12 protein-coding genes are annotated in these 17,026 nt (G+C 62.3%); 5 read left to right on the plus strand and 7 right to left on the minus strand.

The features are described from left to right. Nucleotides 1–5: 5 nt before the first annotated feature. Nucleotides 6–1,697 carry an ABC transporter substrate-binding protein gene (locus HJB89_RS03035; RefSeq protein WP_221148897.1) on the minus strand — a complete coding sequence of 564 codons (1,692 nt, stop codon included), beginning with the start codon at nt 1,695–1,697 and terminating at the stop codon, nt 6–8. Between the two features lie 338 nt (nt 1,698–2,035). Between HJB89_RS03035 and HJB89_RS03040 the strand changes: the two genes are divergently transcribed. The 3 genes from HJB89_RS03040 to HJB89_RS03050 all read left to right on the plus strand — a co-directional run bounded on the left by HJB89_RS03040 (nt 2,036) and on the right by HJB89_RS03050 (nt 8,087). Further along, nucleotides 2,036–2,944 carry a flagellin gene (locus HJB89_RS03040; RefSeq protein WP_221148898.1) on the plus strand — a complete coding sequence of 303 codons (909 nt, stop codon included), beginning with the start codon at nt 2,036–2,038 and terminating at the stop codon, nt 2,942–2,944. A 212-nt stretch (nt 2,945–3,156) separates the two neighbouring features. Next, nucleotides 3,157–4,695, plus strand: a complete 1,539-nt coding sequence (locus HJB89_RS03045) for a DHA2 family efflux MFS transporter permease subunit (protein ID WP_221148899.1) — start codon at nt 3,157–3,159, stop codon at nt 4,693–4,695. Nucleotides 4,696–4,799: 104 nt separating this feature from the next. Further along, nucleotides 4,800–8,087 (plus strand): GH36-type glycosyl hydrolase domain-containing protein, encoded by a 3,288-nt coding sequence (locus HJB89_RS03050; protein WP_221148900.1) that lies wholly within the window; start codon nt 4,800–4,802, stop codon nt 8,085–8,087. A 3-nt stretch (nt 8,088–8,090) separates the two neighbouring features. Here the strand turns inward: HJB89_RS03050 and HJB89_RS03055 are convergent, their stop codons facing one another. The 5 genes from HJB89_RS03055 to HJB89_RS03075 form a co-directional block, all read right to left on the minus strand. Then, nucleotides 8,091–8,834, minus strand: coding sequence for a FadR/GntR family transcriptional regulator (locus tag HJB89_RS03055; protein WP_221148901.1), 744 nt, complete (start codon nt 8,832–8,834; stop codon nt 8,091–8,093). A gap of 120 nt (nt 8,835–8,954) precedes the next feature. After that, entirely contained in the window at nt 8,955–9,719 is a 765-nt protein-coding gene (gene kduD / locus HJB89_RS03060; protein WP_311044064.1) for a 2-dehydro-3-deoxy-D-gluconate 5-dehydrogenase KduD, read from the minus strand. After that, on the minus strand, nt 9,716–10,552 hold the full coding sequence (gene kduI / locus HJB89_RS03065; RefSeq protein WP_221149021.1) for a 5-dehydro-4-deoxy-D-glucuronate isomerase: 837 nt from the start codon (nt 10,550–10,552) through the stop codon (nt 9,716–9,718). Before kduI ends, kduD begins: the two co-directional genes overlap by 4 nt. A gap of 602 nt (nt 10,553–11,154) precedes the next feature. Further along, a complete protein-coding gene (locus HJB89_RS03070) occupies nt 11,155–11,301 on the minus strand; it encodes a DUF1127 domain-containing protein (RefSeq protein WP_207585311.1) in 147 nt (48 codons plus the stop codon). 167 nt (nt 11,302–11,468) lie between these two features. Further along, a complete protein-coding gene (locus HJB89_RS03075) occupies nt 11,469–12,449 on the minus strand; it encodes a 3'-5' exonuclease (protein WP_207585312.1) in 981 nt (326 codons plus the stop codon). A gap of 120 nt (nt 12,450–12,569) precedes the next feature. Here HJB89_RS03075 and HJB89_RS03080 point away from each other — a divergent pair, with 120 nt between their 5' ends. Together HJB89_RS03080 and HJB89_RS03085 are read left to right on the plus strand one after the other, a co-directional pair. Then, complete coding sequence (locus HJB89_RS03080; RefSeq protein ID WP_221148903.1) at nt 12,570–13,838, plus strand: NAD(P)/FAD-dependent oxidoreductase; 1,269 nt, start codon at nt 12,570–12,572, stop codon at nt 13,836–13,838. 222 nt (nt 13,839–14,060) lie between these two features. Continuing rightward, nucleotides 14,061–15,092, plus strand: coding sequence for an aldo/keto reductase (locus tag HJB89_RS03085; RefSeq protein ID WP_221148905.1), 1,032 nt, complete (start codon nt 14,061–14,063; stop codon nt 15,090–15,092). Between the two features lie 64 nt (nt 15,093–15,156). Here HJB89_RS03085 and HJB89_RS03090 read toward each other — a convergent pair whose 3' ends face one another. Further along, a complete protein-coding gene (locus tag HJB89_RS03090; protein ID WP_221148907.1) occupies nt 15,157–16,941 on the minus strand; it encodes an APC family permease in 1,785 nt (594 codons plus the stop codon). Nucleotides 16,942–17,026 lie beyond the last annotated feature (85 nt).

The raw sequence follows: 17,026 nt of genomic DNA on the forward strand, positions 1-17,026 counted from the left end.
GAGGTTTAGCTGACCGGCTTGAGACGCAGCAGATGCATCAGGCGCATGCGGTTGTTGTCGTGATCCTCCGGATTCATCACGGGATCCTTGTCGATGACCCAGCCGGTGAAGCGCTTGCTGGAGAACTGATACCAGGTCGGCCCGTTGAAGACGGGAACGACGGGGAAGTCGTCGGCGATCAGCAGCTGAATGTCGTTGAAGATCTTCTTGTGATCGTCGTCCGACGTCGCCTGCAGATATTGATCGAAAAGCGCGTCCAGTTTCGGGTTCGAATAACGCGAGGGCGCGCCGGTGATGCGCCCGCCATAGGCGGTCGAGAGGCTCTGGTAATAGCCGCGGAACGGCGTTGCGCCGTCGGCGCGGGAGTTCATGACCACCTCGAAGCTGCCGTCGATGATCTCTTTGCGCCATTGTTCATATTCGGGCGTCGCGACCGACGCGTTGATGCCGGCGGCACGCAGGCCTTCGACCGCGATCTGGACGGCATCGATCCAGTCCGTCCAGCCGTTCGGAACGATGATCGGGAAGGCGATCGGCTTGCCGCTCGGCGTCGTGCGGAAGCCGTCGGCGCCCTTCTTGTAGCCGGCATCGTCGAGAATCTTGCTGGCCTTTTCGGTATCGAAGCCCACGAAGGCGTCCTTGCCGCCTTCGGCATCCTTGTTGCGCCAGCTTTCGAAGCGCGGCGGCAGGCCGGTTGCATGCTCATTGACGACGGGGTAGCCGAAGCCGGCAATATCGACCATGGACTTGCGATCCATGGCGAGGCTGAAGGCATGGCGGAAGTTCAGATCCTTATAGGCTTCGAGGTTGCCTTCATTGCCGCTCTTGAAATTCATCTGGAAAGCGACGGTTTCGGCCGGCGGCTGCCAATAGCCGTTATGGTCGGCATCGAGCGCGACGAAGGTCTTGTCGATCTGGGGAATGAAGGATCCGATCCAGTCCATGTTACCCTCAGGCAGGATGGCAAGCATCTGATCGTTGCCGGAAATCTGCGGCAGTCGGAGGCAATCGACATGCAGCGAGGCGGCGTCCCAATAGTTCGGGTTGCGGCACTGCTCGTAGACCTGCGGCGTGAAGCGGCGCAGCTCGGTCATCGGGCCGGAACCGACCGGCTTCTCGTTCTTGAAGGCGACGGGATCGGAAACGTCCTTCCAGATATGCTCGGGAACGACGGCGAGGTCGGCCAGCGTTTCCGGGAAATCGGAGTTGACGGCCTTGAGATCGATCTTCACCTCGGTCGCCGAGGGCGTCTCGACCGAGGCAACGGTCTGACCGATGCCGACCGTGTCGAGGGCTGCGTTCTTCAGCATGAGGTCGATCGTATATTTCACGTCGGCCGACGTCAGCGGCTGGCCGTCGGACCATTTCACACCGGGTCGCAGCGTGTAGGTGACCGATTTCATATCCTCGGAGAATTTGTAGGCGGTCGCCAGGCGGAAAACCGGTTTACCGCCATCCTCGGCATTGAAGATGACCAGCGGCTCGTAGATGAAATCCATCGTGCTCTGCCGGCGGCCGGCAAGATCGAACGGATTGAAGTTCTGAACCCAGCTGGTCTGCTCCTCGATGTGCATCGTCAGCACCGATTCAGCGGCCGCACTGCCCGTCCCGAAAGCGACGAGCGCCGTCAGAGCGGTTGCCGCTGCCCAGCCGGCGCGCACGGAAATGTTGCGAAACATGCTTTTGCTCGATCTCATTCCAACGTTCCCTCGTTCTTTATTTTTGAAGTCAATCAAATTGATTTAATATTGATAGTCAGTTTCCCGCCGGTGCGTCAATTGCCGATCTCAAATTTTTGCGGGCGGCATCCGGAGCCGTTCTCGGCAGACATCGAGATGCACAATTTCATGGTGAACAAAAAAATAAGGGCCGGGCTCGCCGCGTTAATCATTAAGGTACTTTTAAGTACGATAATTAATCCAACGATGGCGAATTGATCGGAAACTCCAGGTCAATAAGCATGAGGCTGCTCGCCACGGCCGGGATGTTTGCCCGGGTTTCAACATATTCAACCTCCGAACCAGGCGAATTTCCCATGACGAGCATCAATACCAACAATTCCGCGATGGCTGCCCTTCAGACGCTGCGCAGCATCAATTCCAATCTCGAAACGACACAGAATAGTGTCTCCACAGGCTACCGGGTCGACACCGCGTCCGACAATGCCGCCTACTGGTCGATCGCCACCACGATGCGCTCCGACAACAAGGCGCTGTCTGCCGTGTCCGATGCGCTCGGCCTCGGCGCGGCAAAGGTCGATACGGCTTACACGGCAATGGACAGTGCGATCGACGTCGTCGACGAGATCAAAGCCAAGCTGGTGGCCGCGACCGAAGACGGTGTCGACAAATCAAAGGTCCAGGAAGAAATCGGTCAGCTGCAAGAGCAGCTGATGAGCATTGCCCAGTCGGCGTCGTTCTCAGGCGAAAACTGGGTCGCTGGCGCTGACGGCACGAAGAGCGTCGTATCGTCATTTGTTCGCGACGGCTCCGGCGCCGTTTCCGTTAAGATGACGGATTACGTTCTGGATACTGCCTCCCTGGGCAATGTGCTGTTCGGCATGAGCGGCGGGTCAATCGAAACCTCCACGGGTATCCTCGGAACGGCGGATGCAAACGGCGATTCCGTCTACTCGCTCGACATTACCAATTTTACCACCGGTCAGATCCAGTCGGCGCTTTCGACCATCGAATCCGCGCTATCGGCGATGACGTCCGCCGGTGCGCAATTGGGCTCGGTTTCGACCCGCATCGAACTGCAGGAAGATTTCGTCGACGCGCTGTCCGATTCGATCGACTCGGGCGTCGGGCGGCTGGTCGATGCCGACATGGAGGAAGAATCGAGCAAGCTGTCTGCCTTGCAGACGCAACAGCAGCTGGCGATCCAGTCGCTGTCGATCGCCAATTCGTCCTCCCAGAATATCCTGTCGCTGTTCCGCGGCTAATCGCAAACGCCGATGCGAAGGGAGCCGGGCGCATAAAACGCCCGGCTCACCTCCGCCGATCAAACGATCGAGCCTAGCCTTCCCGGCCGGACTCGATCGCATTTGGTGACCCTTTTGCCCTGATTTGCCGGTTGACATGTCGATCGTCTCGACCGCAAACATGATCGGTCTTCTCACCGGGGCAGAAAATGCCGCGCGCGCGGGATCATCGCATGGAACGAGTTGAGCCTGCCCATCCCGATGCGAGGCCTGCCATCGTCTGGCTCGGCTTCATCGCCATGTGCATCGGCATGTTCATGGCGATCCTCGACGTTCAGGTGGTGGCGACATCGCTGCCGACTATCCAGTCAGCGCTTGGTATCGATCCGGATCAGATGAGCTGGATACAGACGGCCTATCTCATCGCCGAAGTGGTGGCGATCCCGCTGACCGGCCTGCTGACGCGGCTTTTGACGATGCGGTGGCTGTTCGTTACCGCCATCAGCGTTTTCGTTGCGGCCTCGGCTGGCTGTGCTGCCAGCAGCAGTTTCGGTGAACTGGTGGCCTGGCGGGTACTGCAGGGCTTTTCCGGCGGAACGCTGATCCCCTCGGTGTTTTCGGCCGTGTTCATCCTTTTCCCGAACGAGCGGCAGGCGCTGGCGACGACGATCGCCGGCGTGCTTGCGGTGCTGGCGCCCACCGTCGGGCCGATCGTCGGCGGATGGCTGACCGAGACCTATTCCTGGCACTGGCTGTTCCTGATCAACATCCTGCCGGGCATTGCCTCGGCAATCCTGGCGGCGCTCTTCCTGCCGCGACAGGCGGCCGATCCGTCCGAACTCCGGCATCTTGACGGCCTGTCGCTGCTGCTGATGGCAACCGCGCTGACGACCCTGGAACTCAGCCTGAAAGAGGCGCCGACCAGCGGCTGGACCTCGACCTATGTGCTGAGCCTGCTGGCGGTCTGCCTGGCGTCGGGCGGTATTTTCATCCGGCGAACGCTGCACCGCGGCCGGCCGATCGTCGATCTCGGCAATTTCACTGACCGGAACTTTCTCGTCGGCTCGGTTCTGAGCTTCGTGCTCGGTATCGGCCTGTTCGGCTCCGTCTATCTGATGCCGGTCTTTCTCGCTTTCGTCAGGGGCCACGACGCCCTTGAGATCGGCATGACAATGCTGGTCACCGGCATCGCCCAGCTGATCACGGCGCCGGTCGCGGTCGCGCTGGAGAAGCGTTTGGATGCGCGGCTGCTGTCGGCCGCCGGTTTCGCCCTGTTTGCGATCGGCGTTGGGATGAGCGCCTTTCAGGATCCGCGTTCGGATTATGACGCGATGTTCTGGCCGCAGGTCGTGCGCGGCGTCGCCATCATGTTTTGCCTGCTGCCGCCGACGCGGCTGGCGCTCGGCACGCTCCCGGCCGATCGCATTCCCGATGCCAGCGGTCTTTTCAATTTGATGCGCAATCTCGGCGGGGCGATCGGCATCGCGCTGATCGACACGATCATCTACACCCGCTCGGAACCGCTGGGCCAAAGCCTCTGGACCCGTCTTCAAGCCGGCGACATCGAGGTTGCGACCTTCGTCGGCGCTCCCCTTCCGGCGATATCGGGACATAGCGGCAGTTTCGACGCCGATACGACGGCGCTGCTCGATCCGCTGATCCAGACCGCGGCAAGCGCGCAGGCGATCAACGAAGCCTGGATGGTCGTCGCCGTCCTCACGAGTTGCGCCCTGCTCTGCGTGCCCTTCGCCAGGCGGCCGGCGTCTACGTGACATAGGACGACAGGTTGCCCGATCGACCGGCTGCCGGTAAGATTTCTCTCAATCATTTTGCGTCATCCTCCAGTTCCCCTCTGAAGCCAATCGACGAGATCTCAATGGCCCCGGACCTTGACCGCAGTCTTCAAATGCCCCGCCGCGACGACCTTGGCCTCCTTGCGATCAGCAACGGCTCCGGCCTGTCGATATCGGCGCTGCCGAACGGCACGCTGTTTGCCATCGAATATGCCGACGACAAGGGATCGGTGCAGGTCAACCAGATCCAGGGCTCGCCGCTCATCGGTGGTATCGGCCGCCTTTACCTGCGGGTCGGCGGCGCTCGGCCCGATGTCGTCGAAATCGTCGGGCCGCGCGCCAATGGCAGCTTCGGACATAACGCCACCAGCTTCTCCTGGAGTGGTGAGGCCGGGGATATTCACTATAACGTCCGGCTCGAGCTGCATCCTTCCGAGACGGCCTGGTTCTGGCGTGTCGCCATCCGGCATCTGAAGGATGGAACGTTGCCGGTCGATCTGGTGCTGATCCAGGATGTCGGTCTCGGCGATCGCGGCTTCCTGATGAACAGCGAGGCCTATGCCTCGCAATATGTCGATCACCATATCGCCGATCACCAGGCATTCGGACCTGTGGTGATGAACCGGCAAAATCTCAAACAGGGAGGTGGCCGCAATCCTTGGCTGGCGCAGGGTTGCCTCGACGGGGCAGTTGCCTATGCCACGGATGCGATCCAACTGGTGCAGGCGAGAGACCGTCTCGACGACCGGCTGGTCGGCCGCTTCGGCACCAGCCTGCCGAGCAAACGGCGCCAGCAGGAAACGGCCTGCCCCGCCATCCAGTCGAAATTGCTGTCTGTCACCGCAAGCGGCGCGACCGCGACCTTCTTCGCGCTCTTTGCCGCCGATCATCTCGAGGCCTCGAGCGATGCCGATCTTGCGCGGCTCGGCGGGCTCGCGGCGGCAGACGGTGCGATCGCCGATATCGAGGAGACGGCGCCGGCCCGCAGCCTGCTGCCGGACGCGTCACTGTTGGAGGTCGAGCCGCTCGACAAAAAGGCGATAGGCCGGCTCTATCCCCAGCGCAGCCTGGAGGAACGCGTCGACGGAAAGCTGCTGTCGTTCTTCGTGCCGGACGGCGTCCTCAACCGCCATGTCGTCTTGCGCGAAAAGGAATTTTTGGTGGCGCGCCGCCACGGCGCGATCGTCAGAAGCGGCCAGAATATGCTGCTCGACGATTCGACCCTTGCCGCCACCTGTTGGATGCAGGGCATTTTCGCCGCGCAGCTGACGATCGGCAACACTTCCTTTCACAAGCTGTTTTCCGTCTCCCGCGATCCCTACAACCTGACGCGCGCCAGCGGGCTGCGCATCATGGTGGATGTTGGCGCCGGCTGGCAGCTGCTGGCGGTGCCGTCGGCTTTCGAAATGGGGCTCAGCGATTGCCGCTGGATCTACAAGTGCGCCGACCGCACCATCATTGTAACGGCGGTCGCCTCCGGCGAGGAAGCGGCGATGCAGTGGGCCGTCTCGGTCGAGGGCAAGCCGTGCCGCTTCCTGGTGTTCGGCCATGTCGTGCTCGGCGAGCGTGAATATGACGCGGGCGGCCAGATCGAATTCGATACCTCAGGCAAGCGCATCCTGTTTCGGCCGGATCCGGCCTGGCTCTGGGGCGAACGTTATCCCGAGGCCGCCTATTGGCTGGTGAGCGCGACCCCCGATGCCATCGAGGAGATCGGCGGCGACGAACTGCTCTATGGCGATGGCGTCACGCGCAACGGCGCCTTCGTCGCGCTCAGATCCCGGCCGACGCAGGCGCTCTCCCTGGCCGTCGTCGGTTCGATGACCGATGCCGAAGAAGCCGAGCGGCTGGCAGAGCGTTATCAGGCCGGCGTCACCGATGAGGCCATGCTGGCGCCGGCCTCGACATTCTGGCGCAACACCGTGCGCGGCCTGGCGATCGGCGACCCTTCGCCCGACCTTGCCGCGCAGACGACCCTGCTGCCCTGGCTCGCGCATGATGCCATCGTGCATGTGAGCGTGCCGCACGGCCTCGAGCAATATACCGGTGCGGCCTGGGGCACACGCGACGCCTGCCAGGGGCCGATCGAGTTCCTGCTTGCCTATGAGCATGATCGCGAAGCCAAGGAGGTGCTAAAGACCGTTTTCAGCGAACAATACCTTGAGAAGGGCGACTGGCCGCAGTGGTTCATGCTGGAGCCCTATGCCAACATCAGGGCGGGCGACAGCCACGGCGATATCGTCGTCTGGCCGCTGAAGGCGCTCTGCGACTATATCGAAGCGACGGGTGATCTCGCCATCCTTGACGAGAAGCTCTCCTGGCGCGATGAAAAAACCATGCAGAGGGCGGCCCAAACCGACACTATCGCGATCCATGTCGAGAAACTGCTCGACACCGTCCGCGAAGCTTTCATCCCCGGAACGCATCTGATCCGCTATGGCGAGGGAGACTGGAACGATTCCCTGCAGCCGGCCGATCCACATCTGCGCGACTGGATGGTCAGCAGTTGGACCGTTGCCCTGCTCTACGAGCAGATTGTCCGTTACTCCGCAATCCTGCGCCGACTCGGCCACGGCGTCGAGGCCAAGGGGTTGAGGAAGGTAGCAACGGCGATGCGCCGGGATTTCAACCGTCATCTGATGCGGGATGGCATCGTTGCCGGCTACGGCATCTTCGATCCCGCCCATGACGGCGTCGAATTGCTGCTGCACCCGAGCGATAAGCGCACCGGCCTGTCCTACTCGCTTATCTCGATGACGCAGGCAATGCTCGGCGGCCTGTTCACACCCGATCAGCGACGCGCTCATATGAAGCTGATCGACAAGCATCTGCGCTTCCCCGACGGCGTGCGGCTGATGGAGAAACCCGCGACCTATGCCGGCGGACCGGAGACGCTGTTTCGCCGCGCCGAATCCTCCTCCTTCGTCGGTCGCGAGATCGGGCTGATGTATGTGCATGCGCATCTGCGCTATTGCGAAACGCTGGCGCTGGACGCCGAAGCCGACGAACTCTGGAAGGCGATTTCAGTCGTCAACCCGATCTCGGTCACGACAGTGCTGCCGCATGCTTCGCTGCGCCAGCGCAACAGCTATTTCAGCAGCAGCGATGCGGCCTTTCATGACCGTTATCAGGCCGCGGCCGAATGGGAGCGCGTCAAGGCGGGAGAGATAGCCGTCGACGGCGGGTGGCGGATCTATTCAAGCGGCCCCGGGCTCTACACCAGGAGCGTTGTCGAAAATATCCTCGGCTTCAAACGGCGCTTCGGCCGGCGCAGACGCAAACCGCTGTTGCCTGAGGTTCACGCCTCCGTCGAGTTGCGGACGGATCATGCCGCTTGGCGGCGGCTAATGAAGCCGAAGCCCGACGCGTAATATTCACGACGAAGTGCTGGCGTCGCGCAGTTCTTCGAAGCGGGCGGCACTCTTCGAGAGGTGGGTTCGAATGGCGCGGCGGGCGGCGGCCTCTTCGCCGTCGCGGATCGCCGCGAATATGGCATGGTGTTCCCGGCGCATGCGCGCCGCATGGCGCTTGCGCTCGGCCGCCGTCATTTTGTCCAAGCGTGCCCATTGCCGCGGCACCATGAGGTCGCCGAACGTATCGAAGAGGCGGCCGTAATAGGAGTTCTGCGTCGCGACCAGAATGGACCTGTGAAAGGCGTAGTCTTCCTGCGCCCCGTATCCGCCCTCCTCCAGCGCCTTGTCGAGCGCAGCGAGCCGATCCTGCATGCGGTCGAGATCCTCAGGCGTGCGCCGCAGCGCGGCAAGACCGGCGGCTTCGTATTCGACCCCCATGCGCAGCTCCAGCACGCGCAGAACCTCGTCGATCGACTGCAGGTCGTTGGGAATGATCGAGAAGGATCTGGGGGTCGGATCGTTCGCGACGAACGCGCCAAGCCCTTGCCGCGTGGTGATCAGGCCCTTGGCGCGCAGGGTGGCGAGCGCCTCGCGAACGATCGTCCGGCTGACGCCGGTCGTCCTCATGATCGCCTGTTCGGTCGGCAGGCGCTGGCCGGGCTTCAGATCGCCGGATTCGATCTGCGCCATCAGCGTGTCGGCAAGGCCGCTGCGCAGGTTCGGCGGCTGCCGAGTGGTGGTAACCGCGTTGTCCCTATCCGTCATCTTGTGTCGATCCTGCCCCCGATGCGGCTGCGCCAGCCTCATTTCCTTTTGCTAACGCATGCCGGCAGGAAAGGCAAAACGACGTAAGTCACGGCAGCTCCGGATAATGCGGATCACCGCTCACCGTGCCAGCCACCCGCCGTCGACGGGCAGCACCGTGCCGTGCACGTAGTCGGAGGCCGACGATGCCAGGAACACCGCGGCACCGCCGAGTTCATCCGGCGTTCCCCAGCGCCCGGCCGGAATGCGGGCAAGGATGGCGGTATTGCGGTCGGCATCCTCGCGCAGCGCCGTGGTGTTGTTGGTGACGAAATAACCGGGCGCGATGGCGTTGACGTTGACGCCCTTGCCGGCCCATTCGCAGGCGAGCAGCTTGGTCAGGCCGGCAAGGCCGCTTTTCGAGGCGGTATAGGAGGGGATGCGGATGCCGCCCTGGAAGGAGAGCAGCGAGGCGATGTTGATAATCTTGCCTCTGCCCTTGTCGACCATATGGCGACCGGCCGCCTGCGACAGGAAAAAGGCGGTCTTCAGGTTGACGTCGATCACCGCGTCCCAGTCTTCCTCGGTGAAGTCGAGCGCATCGGCGCGGCGGATGATGCCGGCATTGTTGACGAGGATGTCGAGGCCGCCAAAGGTCTGGATGGTCTCAGCGACGATCCCCTTGACTGGTTCGATCGTGCCGAGATCGGCCTTGACGACATGGAAGCGGCTTCCCGCCTGCTTCACCAGCGTCTCGGTCTCGTCCATCGAGGAGCGCCCGACGGCAACGATCGAAGCGCCGGCCCCGGCCAGCGCCGCCGCGATGGCTTGGCCGATGCCGGTATTGGCGCCGGTGACGACGGCAGTCCTGCCGGAAAGGTCGAAGGGGTTTGCCACCACGATCACCTCAGATCCGCAATGGCGATATGATCCATGTCGGTGAAGCTCTTGTTGTCGCCGGCCATTGCCCAGATGAAGCTGTAATTCTTGGTGCCGGCGCCGGAATGGATCGACCACGGCGGCGAGATGACCGCCTGTTCGTTGGCGACAAGCATATGCCGGGTCTGCTGCGGCTCGCCCATGAAGTGGAAGACGCGCTGCTCGGCTTCGAGATCGAAATAAAGATAGGCTTCCATGCGCCGGTCATGCGTATGGGCCGGCATGGTGTTCCAGACGCTGCCCGGCTCGATCATGGTGAAGCCGAGGGTCAGTTGGCAGGACTGGCAAACCTCAGGATGGATGAACTGGTAGATCGATCGCTTGTTGGCCGTTGCCGCGTCGCCGGGCGTCAGGTGGCGGGCTTTCTCGCGGGTGAGCAGCACCGTCGGGTGCGCTTGATGTGCCGGCGTCGAGACCAGATAGAACTTTGCCGGATTGGCGGCATCCGCGCTCTCGAACCGGACGTCCTTGGCGCCCTTACCGGCATAGAGGCAATCATACTTGGCAAGATCGTAGCTGGTGCCGTCGACGACGATGCGGCCGGCGCCGCCAATGTTGAGCGCGCCGAGTTCGCGCTCGGCTAGGAAGGTTTCCTGGCCGATCGCCGTCGGCGCCGTCAGCGCCAGTCCATCGGCCAGCGGCGTCGCGCCGCCGATGACCATGCGGTCGTAGTGGGAATAAGTCAGCCGGATCTCGCCGCCTGCAAAGATGGTTTCCACCAGAAAGTGACGCCGCAGCGTCTCCGTGTCGTATTCGCGCACGGCCTCGGGATGGGAGGAGTGCCTCACGTCGATCTGCATGTCAAATTCCTTCAGTTTCGTTGTCGTCAAGCGTCGTTGCTCCCGCGAGAGCCGGATCCGCTCGGCGGCCGTTTCGCTCGGCAATGAACCGAATGGTTACATAGTTGTACGACAAATTCGAAGTCAATATGTTTCTGCAGCACCGGGTCGCAGTGGGCGGTGGCCGCAGGAATCGGGAGTAAAATCAGCGATAAGCAGGAAAAAGTCACCAATGCCGGGCGACGGATCGCGAGCGGCGGTTTTGGCGCGATCGGCCAAAAACGAAAAAGCCTGCCGCGGGAGGAGGTGCGGCAGGCTTTCGAAAAAAACCGAACGACAGCTGGGAGGAGGAGTGCTGCCGTTCCCGCAGACGACCCTAGGAGGAGGATGGGGCGCCCGCATGTCGAAGGGATGCGGGAGGAGGTGCATCGCTTCGATAGAAATAATCATACTTATTTCGTGCTTAGTTGGTAGGCATTTCTTTGCAAGGCAGCTATGCGCTATGCGAAAAGCGGGCGGCTCCCTCGCCGTGGTTCCATCAACCGGGAGCCCAAAAGCAAAGCGCCCGCTTCTAGAGAAAGCAGGCGCTGGCCAAGTGTCGATAATGCTTAGTCTGCGGGCCGTTAGCGGGCGATGGCAGCGCGAGCGATGTTGCTGATGTCGCTGCGGCCGATGCCGAGGTCGTTCAGTTCGCGCGTGGACATACGGCCCAGTTCAGCGACCGTCTGACGGTACTTGCGCCAGTTATTGAAAGAGCGTGCTACGTTCATGATGATCCCCTTTCGATGGGCTTTCGAAGCCTAGCTGCCAGTCCTTGGCGCTTCGTTCGCTTCGATGACTTGTATATAATACGAGCCGATCGATTGTTGCAGCGCCAATGCATCACTGCACCTATGCGACGCTTGCATGGGTCGTCAGATTTGGGAGTCGTTTCTGCTCAAGATTTGAAACGATCGAAGGCCGTCAGCCGGACGATCGGCGGCTCCGCCTCTTTCCATCGGTAAATTTCCGAGCGCAGATAGGACAGTTCGTCGCCGAGATCGTCTTCACCGACTTCGATCCACCAGGACTTCAGGCGGCCGTCGCTTCCATCAGACCAGCGATAACCCCTCGCCTTCAGATGGTCCTTCATCTCGAACGGGCTGTGTTCGGCAAAGAGACGGATGCGGCAGCACTGGCTGGCGCTGTAAAGCTCCGCGAACGGGCTCTCGCCGTCGCCTTGTTCCCGATCGAGGATTTCCAGCAGCGCGTGGCAGTCGTCCACGGCACGATGGCCGTCATGGAAATAACCGGCCTGGCCGACGAGATAGCCGAGCTTGGTGCCTTCGAAACCGCGGGCGCTCCAGTCGATTTCCGAAACCGAGCAGGCCCAGGCCTTGCCGGCGAAAACCTTCGAGAAGGCTTCGCAGAACGGCCGGTCGAACCCGGCATTGTGGGCGATGATCAGATCCGCCGGCTCGATCAGATCGCTTAGCGATCTTATATCGATGACCTGGCCTTCGACCATCGCATCGGTGATGCCGGTCAACCGGGTAATTTCCGGCGGTATCGGCCGCGATGGCTGTTGCAGGCCGCCATAGATGCCGACGATGTCGCCGATCGCACCGCCGTCGTCGAATGTGAAAGCGACGGCGCCGATTTCGATGATCTCGTCGCTGCGGTGATTGAGACCTGTGGTCTCCGTATCGAGAATGACGCCGAGCCGCGAAAACTCCGGCCGTCTGGCGGCTGCGACCGGCCGGGCAGTCAGTTTCCTGAGGATGCGGTAGTTGCCGCTCTCTTCAAGCGCCCGCGCCATCTCTTCGTCGGAATAGGCGGCCGGCTGCGATAGCCGCCGGCGCGACGGGTCGCGTAGCTGGACCACCGCGGGCGATGCCTTGGCAAACATGTCGAGTTGCGAATCTCTGTTCACGCTCATCGGATCTATATGTCATGGAGACGCAGTTTAATCCATCGCGCGCGGCGCTATACACCCTTGCGTTTCGGGGACACGGAGGCTTAGCTGAGCGGTGAGCGGTGAGCGGCGGGAGGAGAATGCATGCCTGGTGACAACGGCAGGGGCGCCGAGAAGGATGTCGTCATCATCGGCGCTGGCGCCGCCGGCATTGCCGCTGCTCGTCGCCTGCAGGCAATCCGCCCGGATCTTTCCATCCTGCTGCTTGAAGCGGGCGATCGTCTCGGCGGCCGCGCCTGGAGCGTCGGGCTGCCTGAAGCCGGCGATATCGCACTCGATCTCGGTTGCGGCTGGCTGCATGGGGCGCGGACCAACGCCTGGACCGCGATCGCCGGTGAGGTCGGACTGGCGGTCGACCATACACCGGCGCCCTGGAACGGCGGCCGGCGGCTGCAGCGGGACGATGCGGAGACCCACGCCGCGCGAGCGGCGATCGGTGACTATTTCGAACGCCTTGAAAGCCATGAAGGCGATGACACCGATCTGGCCGAGATGCTCGAACCCGGCAATTCCTGGAACGGGCAGATCCGGGCGATCGGCACCTATATCACCGGCGCCGAGCTGGAACGCTCGTCGGTCCTCGACTACAACCGATACGACCCCGGTCCTGGCCCCGATTGGCGGGTGCGCCAGGGCTATGGGACGTTGATCTGCCGTTACGGCAGGCCGGTTGCGACGAGGCTCGGCGTCGAAGTGACGCGCGTAAATCACCGCCATGCCGGCCGCATCGACATTCAGACGAATCAGGGTGGGCTCAGTGCCCGTGCGGTGCTGGTGACGGTTTCGACGAATGTGCTTGCCGCTGGCAAGATTGTTTTCGACCCGCCTTTGCCCGAGAAGATCGAGGCAGCGGCGCGGTTGCCGCTCGGGCTCGCCGACAAGCTCTTCCTCAGGCTCGCAAATCAGCAGGCGCTGCCGGCTGATACCCATATGCTCGGCTCCATCAGCCGCGGCGCGACCGGCACCTATCAGCTCCGGCCACTCGGCGCTGCCGTCGTCGAAGCCTATTTTGCCGGCGACCTCGCGCATGATCTGGAGCGGGAGGGAAAAGAGGCCGCCTTTGCCTTCGCTGGGGATGAACTGGCGGCAGCATTCGGCGCCGATATCCGCAAGGAATTGTCGGTGGCGGCAATGTCGGCCTGGGCCGCTGCACCCCATATCGGCGGCTCCTATTCCTATGCCGAGCCGGGCGCCTCCGATCTGCGCAGCCGTCTCGCTGCACCGCATGACCAGCGGATATTCTTTGCGGGTGAGGCCTGTTCTCGCTCGCGTTACTCGACGGCGCACGGCGCCTATGAGACCGGGGTCGCCGCAGCCGATCTGCTCGACGGGTCGTTCTCGAGAAAAGCGTAACCGTCGCCGGTGGCGCCCGCGGGAATATTTTTTCCCACTTGTGGCACCGGTCGGATTGGTTATGCTGCCCTCGCCCCTGCGCCAGATTGAGCCCAGGGCGCCAGACGTCATCCGGCGGCAAGTGGCCGCCTCAAGCACGATATTGACATTGATTGCGGGAGCCCCGGCTTCTACCCCGACGGTTTTGCACGTCGGCTGTGGGTCTCCGCATGAGGAGGAAAAATGGATTGTCGCAAGCTCGGTTCCAGCGGGACCGTCGTCACTGCCTATTGCCTCGGCACCATGACCTTCGGCGCGGAGGCCGACGAGGCGGCCTCGCACAAGCTGCTCGACGATTATTTCGCCTGGGGCGGCAATTTCATCGATACTGCCGATGTCTATAGCGCCGGCAAGTCGGAAGAGATCATCGGACGCTGGCTGAAGGCCCGCCCGACCGAAGCCCGCCAGGCGATCGTCGCCACCAAGGGACGTTTTCCGATGGGCAACGGACCGAATGACATCGGCCTGTCGCGCCGGCATCTCGGTCAGGCGCTCGACGATTCTCTCCGCCGCCTCGGCCTCGAGCAGATCGATCTCTACCAGATGCATGCCTGGGACGCGCTGACGCCGATCGAAGAGACGCTGCGCTTCCTCGACGATGCGGTATCATCAGGCAAGATCGGCTATTACGGCTTCTCCAACTATGTCGGCTGGCATATCGCCAAGGCATCCGAAATCGCCAAGGCGCGGGGTTATACCCGCCCGGTGACGCTGCAGCCGCAATATAACCTGTTGGTGCGCGACATCGAACTCGAAATCGTCGCCGCCTGCCAGGATGCCGGCATGGGCCTGTTGCCCTGGTCGCCGCTCGGCGGCGGCTGGCTGACCGGCAAGTACAAGCGCGACGAGATGCCGACTGGCGCCACCCGGCTCGGCGAAAATCCCAATCGCGGCGGTGAGTCCTATGCGCCGCGCAATGCGATGGAGCGAACCTGGGCGATTATCGGCGTTGTCGAGGAGATCGCCAGGGCGCATGGCGTCAGCATGGCGCAGGTGGCGCTCGGCTGGACGGCGGCGCAGCCGGCGATCACCTCGGTCATCCTCGGCGCCCGCACGCCGGAGCAACTGGCCGACAATCTTGGCGCCATGAAGCTCAAGCTCTCCGACGATGACCTGGCGAGATTGGATGAGGTAAGCGCGCCTCAGCCTTTCGATTACCCCTACGGCAAGGGCGGTATCAACCAGCGCCACCGCAAGATCGAAGGCGGCCGCTGAGCTTCGCCCACAAATGCAAAAAGCCGCCATGTTTCCATGGCGGCTTTTTTGCTTGGGAGGCACTTTAAGCCGGAAGCTGAAAGATCACGTTGGCGATCAGGACGATCGCCAGACCGGCGGCGAGCGCGAGATAGGGCAGCATGCCGGCCTTCTTGACGCCAAGATCCTGGCCGACGAGGCCGAGATCTTCCATCGCACCTGCCGGGAATTTTCCGCCGTCGCGCACATAGTGGCGATAGGCAAAGACCGGCAGGATCAGGGCGGCGAAGATGAAGCCGACCCAGAGCGCATTGGAATAACCCCAGACCTTGGCGCCGGCGCCGAGGAACAGAGCATTGACGAAGGCAAGCGCTGTGTTGAGACCGATCAGCCAGGTCGGCGCCTTCCAGGGGCGTTCGATATGGCCGGAGTCCATCCGGTGTATCCAGCCGGAATTGAGGTTCAGGAAGTTGAAGATGATGTATCCGACATTCGACACGGCGAGCACGAAGAAGTAGCCGCCGGTATCCGAGGCGATGGCCAAAAGGAAGAGGTTGAAGGCGAAATCGGTCCACATCGCCCGTGTCGGGGCGCCGTTTTCGTTGACGTGGTCGAGATATTTCGGCAGCCAGCCGTCCTTCGAGCCCTGGTAGAGCGTGCGCGAGGAACCGGCCATCGCCGTCATGATGGCGAGGAAGAGCGCCATGATCATCAACACGACGAGCAACTGGGTGACGACCCGGCCGGCGCCGATCAGGCCGCCGAGCGCTTCGGCAACGCCGGTGCCGTCGACAATACCGGGGGCGAGCATGCCTGCATGGCCGAGAACGCCCTGGAAGGCGAAGGGCACCAGGAAGAAGAACAGGCAGCAGGCAAGGCCGGAATAGAAGATCGCCTTGAAGGTGTCGGTCTTCGGATTCTTGAGCTCGCGGGTGTAGCAGACGGCCGTCTCGAAGCCATAGGTCGACCAGGCGGCGATATAGAGTCCGCCGAGGAAGAGCGTCCAGCCGCCATTGCTCCAGGTGCCGTCGGCGCCGGAATAGGCGGCCGTCGGCGGCACCAGGCCGGTGACGTTGGCGGCAAGGATATGGCCGCTGACAATGGGGTAGAGGCCGATGATAAGCAGCGGCACGAGCACGATGATGGCCAGCCACTTCTGCACGCTGGCGGTTTCCGAAATGCCGCGATGCTGGATCGCGAAGATGATCAGCATCAGGATGCCGCCGATGAAGAAGGTAGCATTGACGTTGGCGGTGGCAAGAAAGGGAATGCCGAAGCTGACGAGCGACCAGCTGCGGATCCACGGCGTCAGCGCGGCGACGCCGTCGGTGCTCAGCAACGCCTTGACGGCGTCATCCGGCGTCGTGCCGGCATGAGCCGCGATATATTCGGCGACGCGGGGGCTATCGGCCGTGATGGAAGCGGCATGCGCGGAGATCCAGTCGAGGACCATCTGCGAATCCGCCGCCGGGATGGGGAAGAATGAATTGAGGATATAACCGGCGGCGATGGCGCAGCCGAGCGACAGCACGGGCGACCAGGCAAACCAGTTGCACCAGACGGATAGTGGCGCGATGAATTTCGAATACCGCAGCCAGGCAGTGGCGCCATAGACCGAGGCACCGCCGGATTTGTTGGCGAACATGCCGGCGATTTCGGCATAGGTGAAGGATTGCAGGAAACCCATCACCATCGAAATGATCCAGACGAGGAAGGCGAGCTTGCCCGTCGTGCCCGCAATGCCGCCGATGGAGAAAAGAACGAGCGGCGGCACGCCCGCAGCCACCCAGAATGCGCCCTTCCAGTCGAGCGCGCGTACAAGCTTACCTTCGGTGCCGGATGAAATCCCGGCCTCCACAACGTCTGTCATCAGTGAAATTCCCCATTCGATTGTTCCGGACGTATCTTTGTACGTCTCCCTGAACGTGTCTCCCTGACAGTCTCAAGCCCGCCCG

The organism is Rhizobium sp. NZLR8, from assembly GCF_019685025.1.
In the GTDB taxonomy this organism is placed as follows: domain Bacteria; phylum Pseudomonadota; class Alphaproteobacteria; order Rhizobiales; family Rhizobiaceae; genus Rhizobium.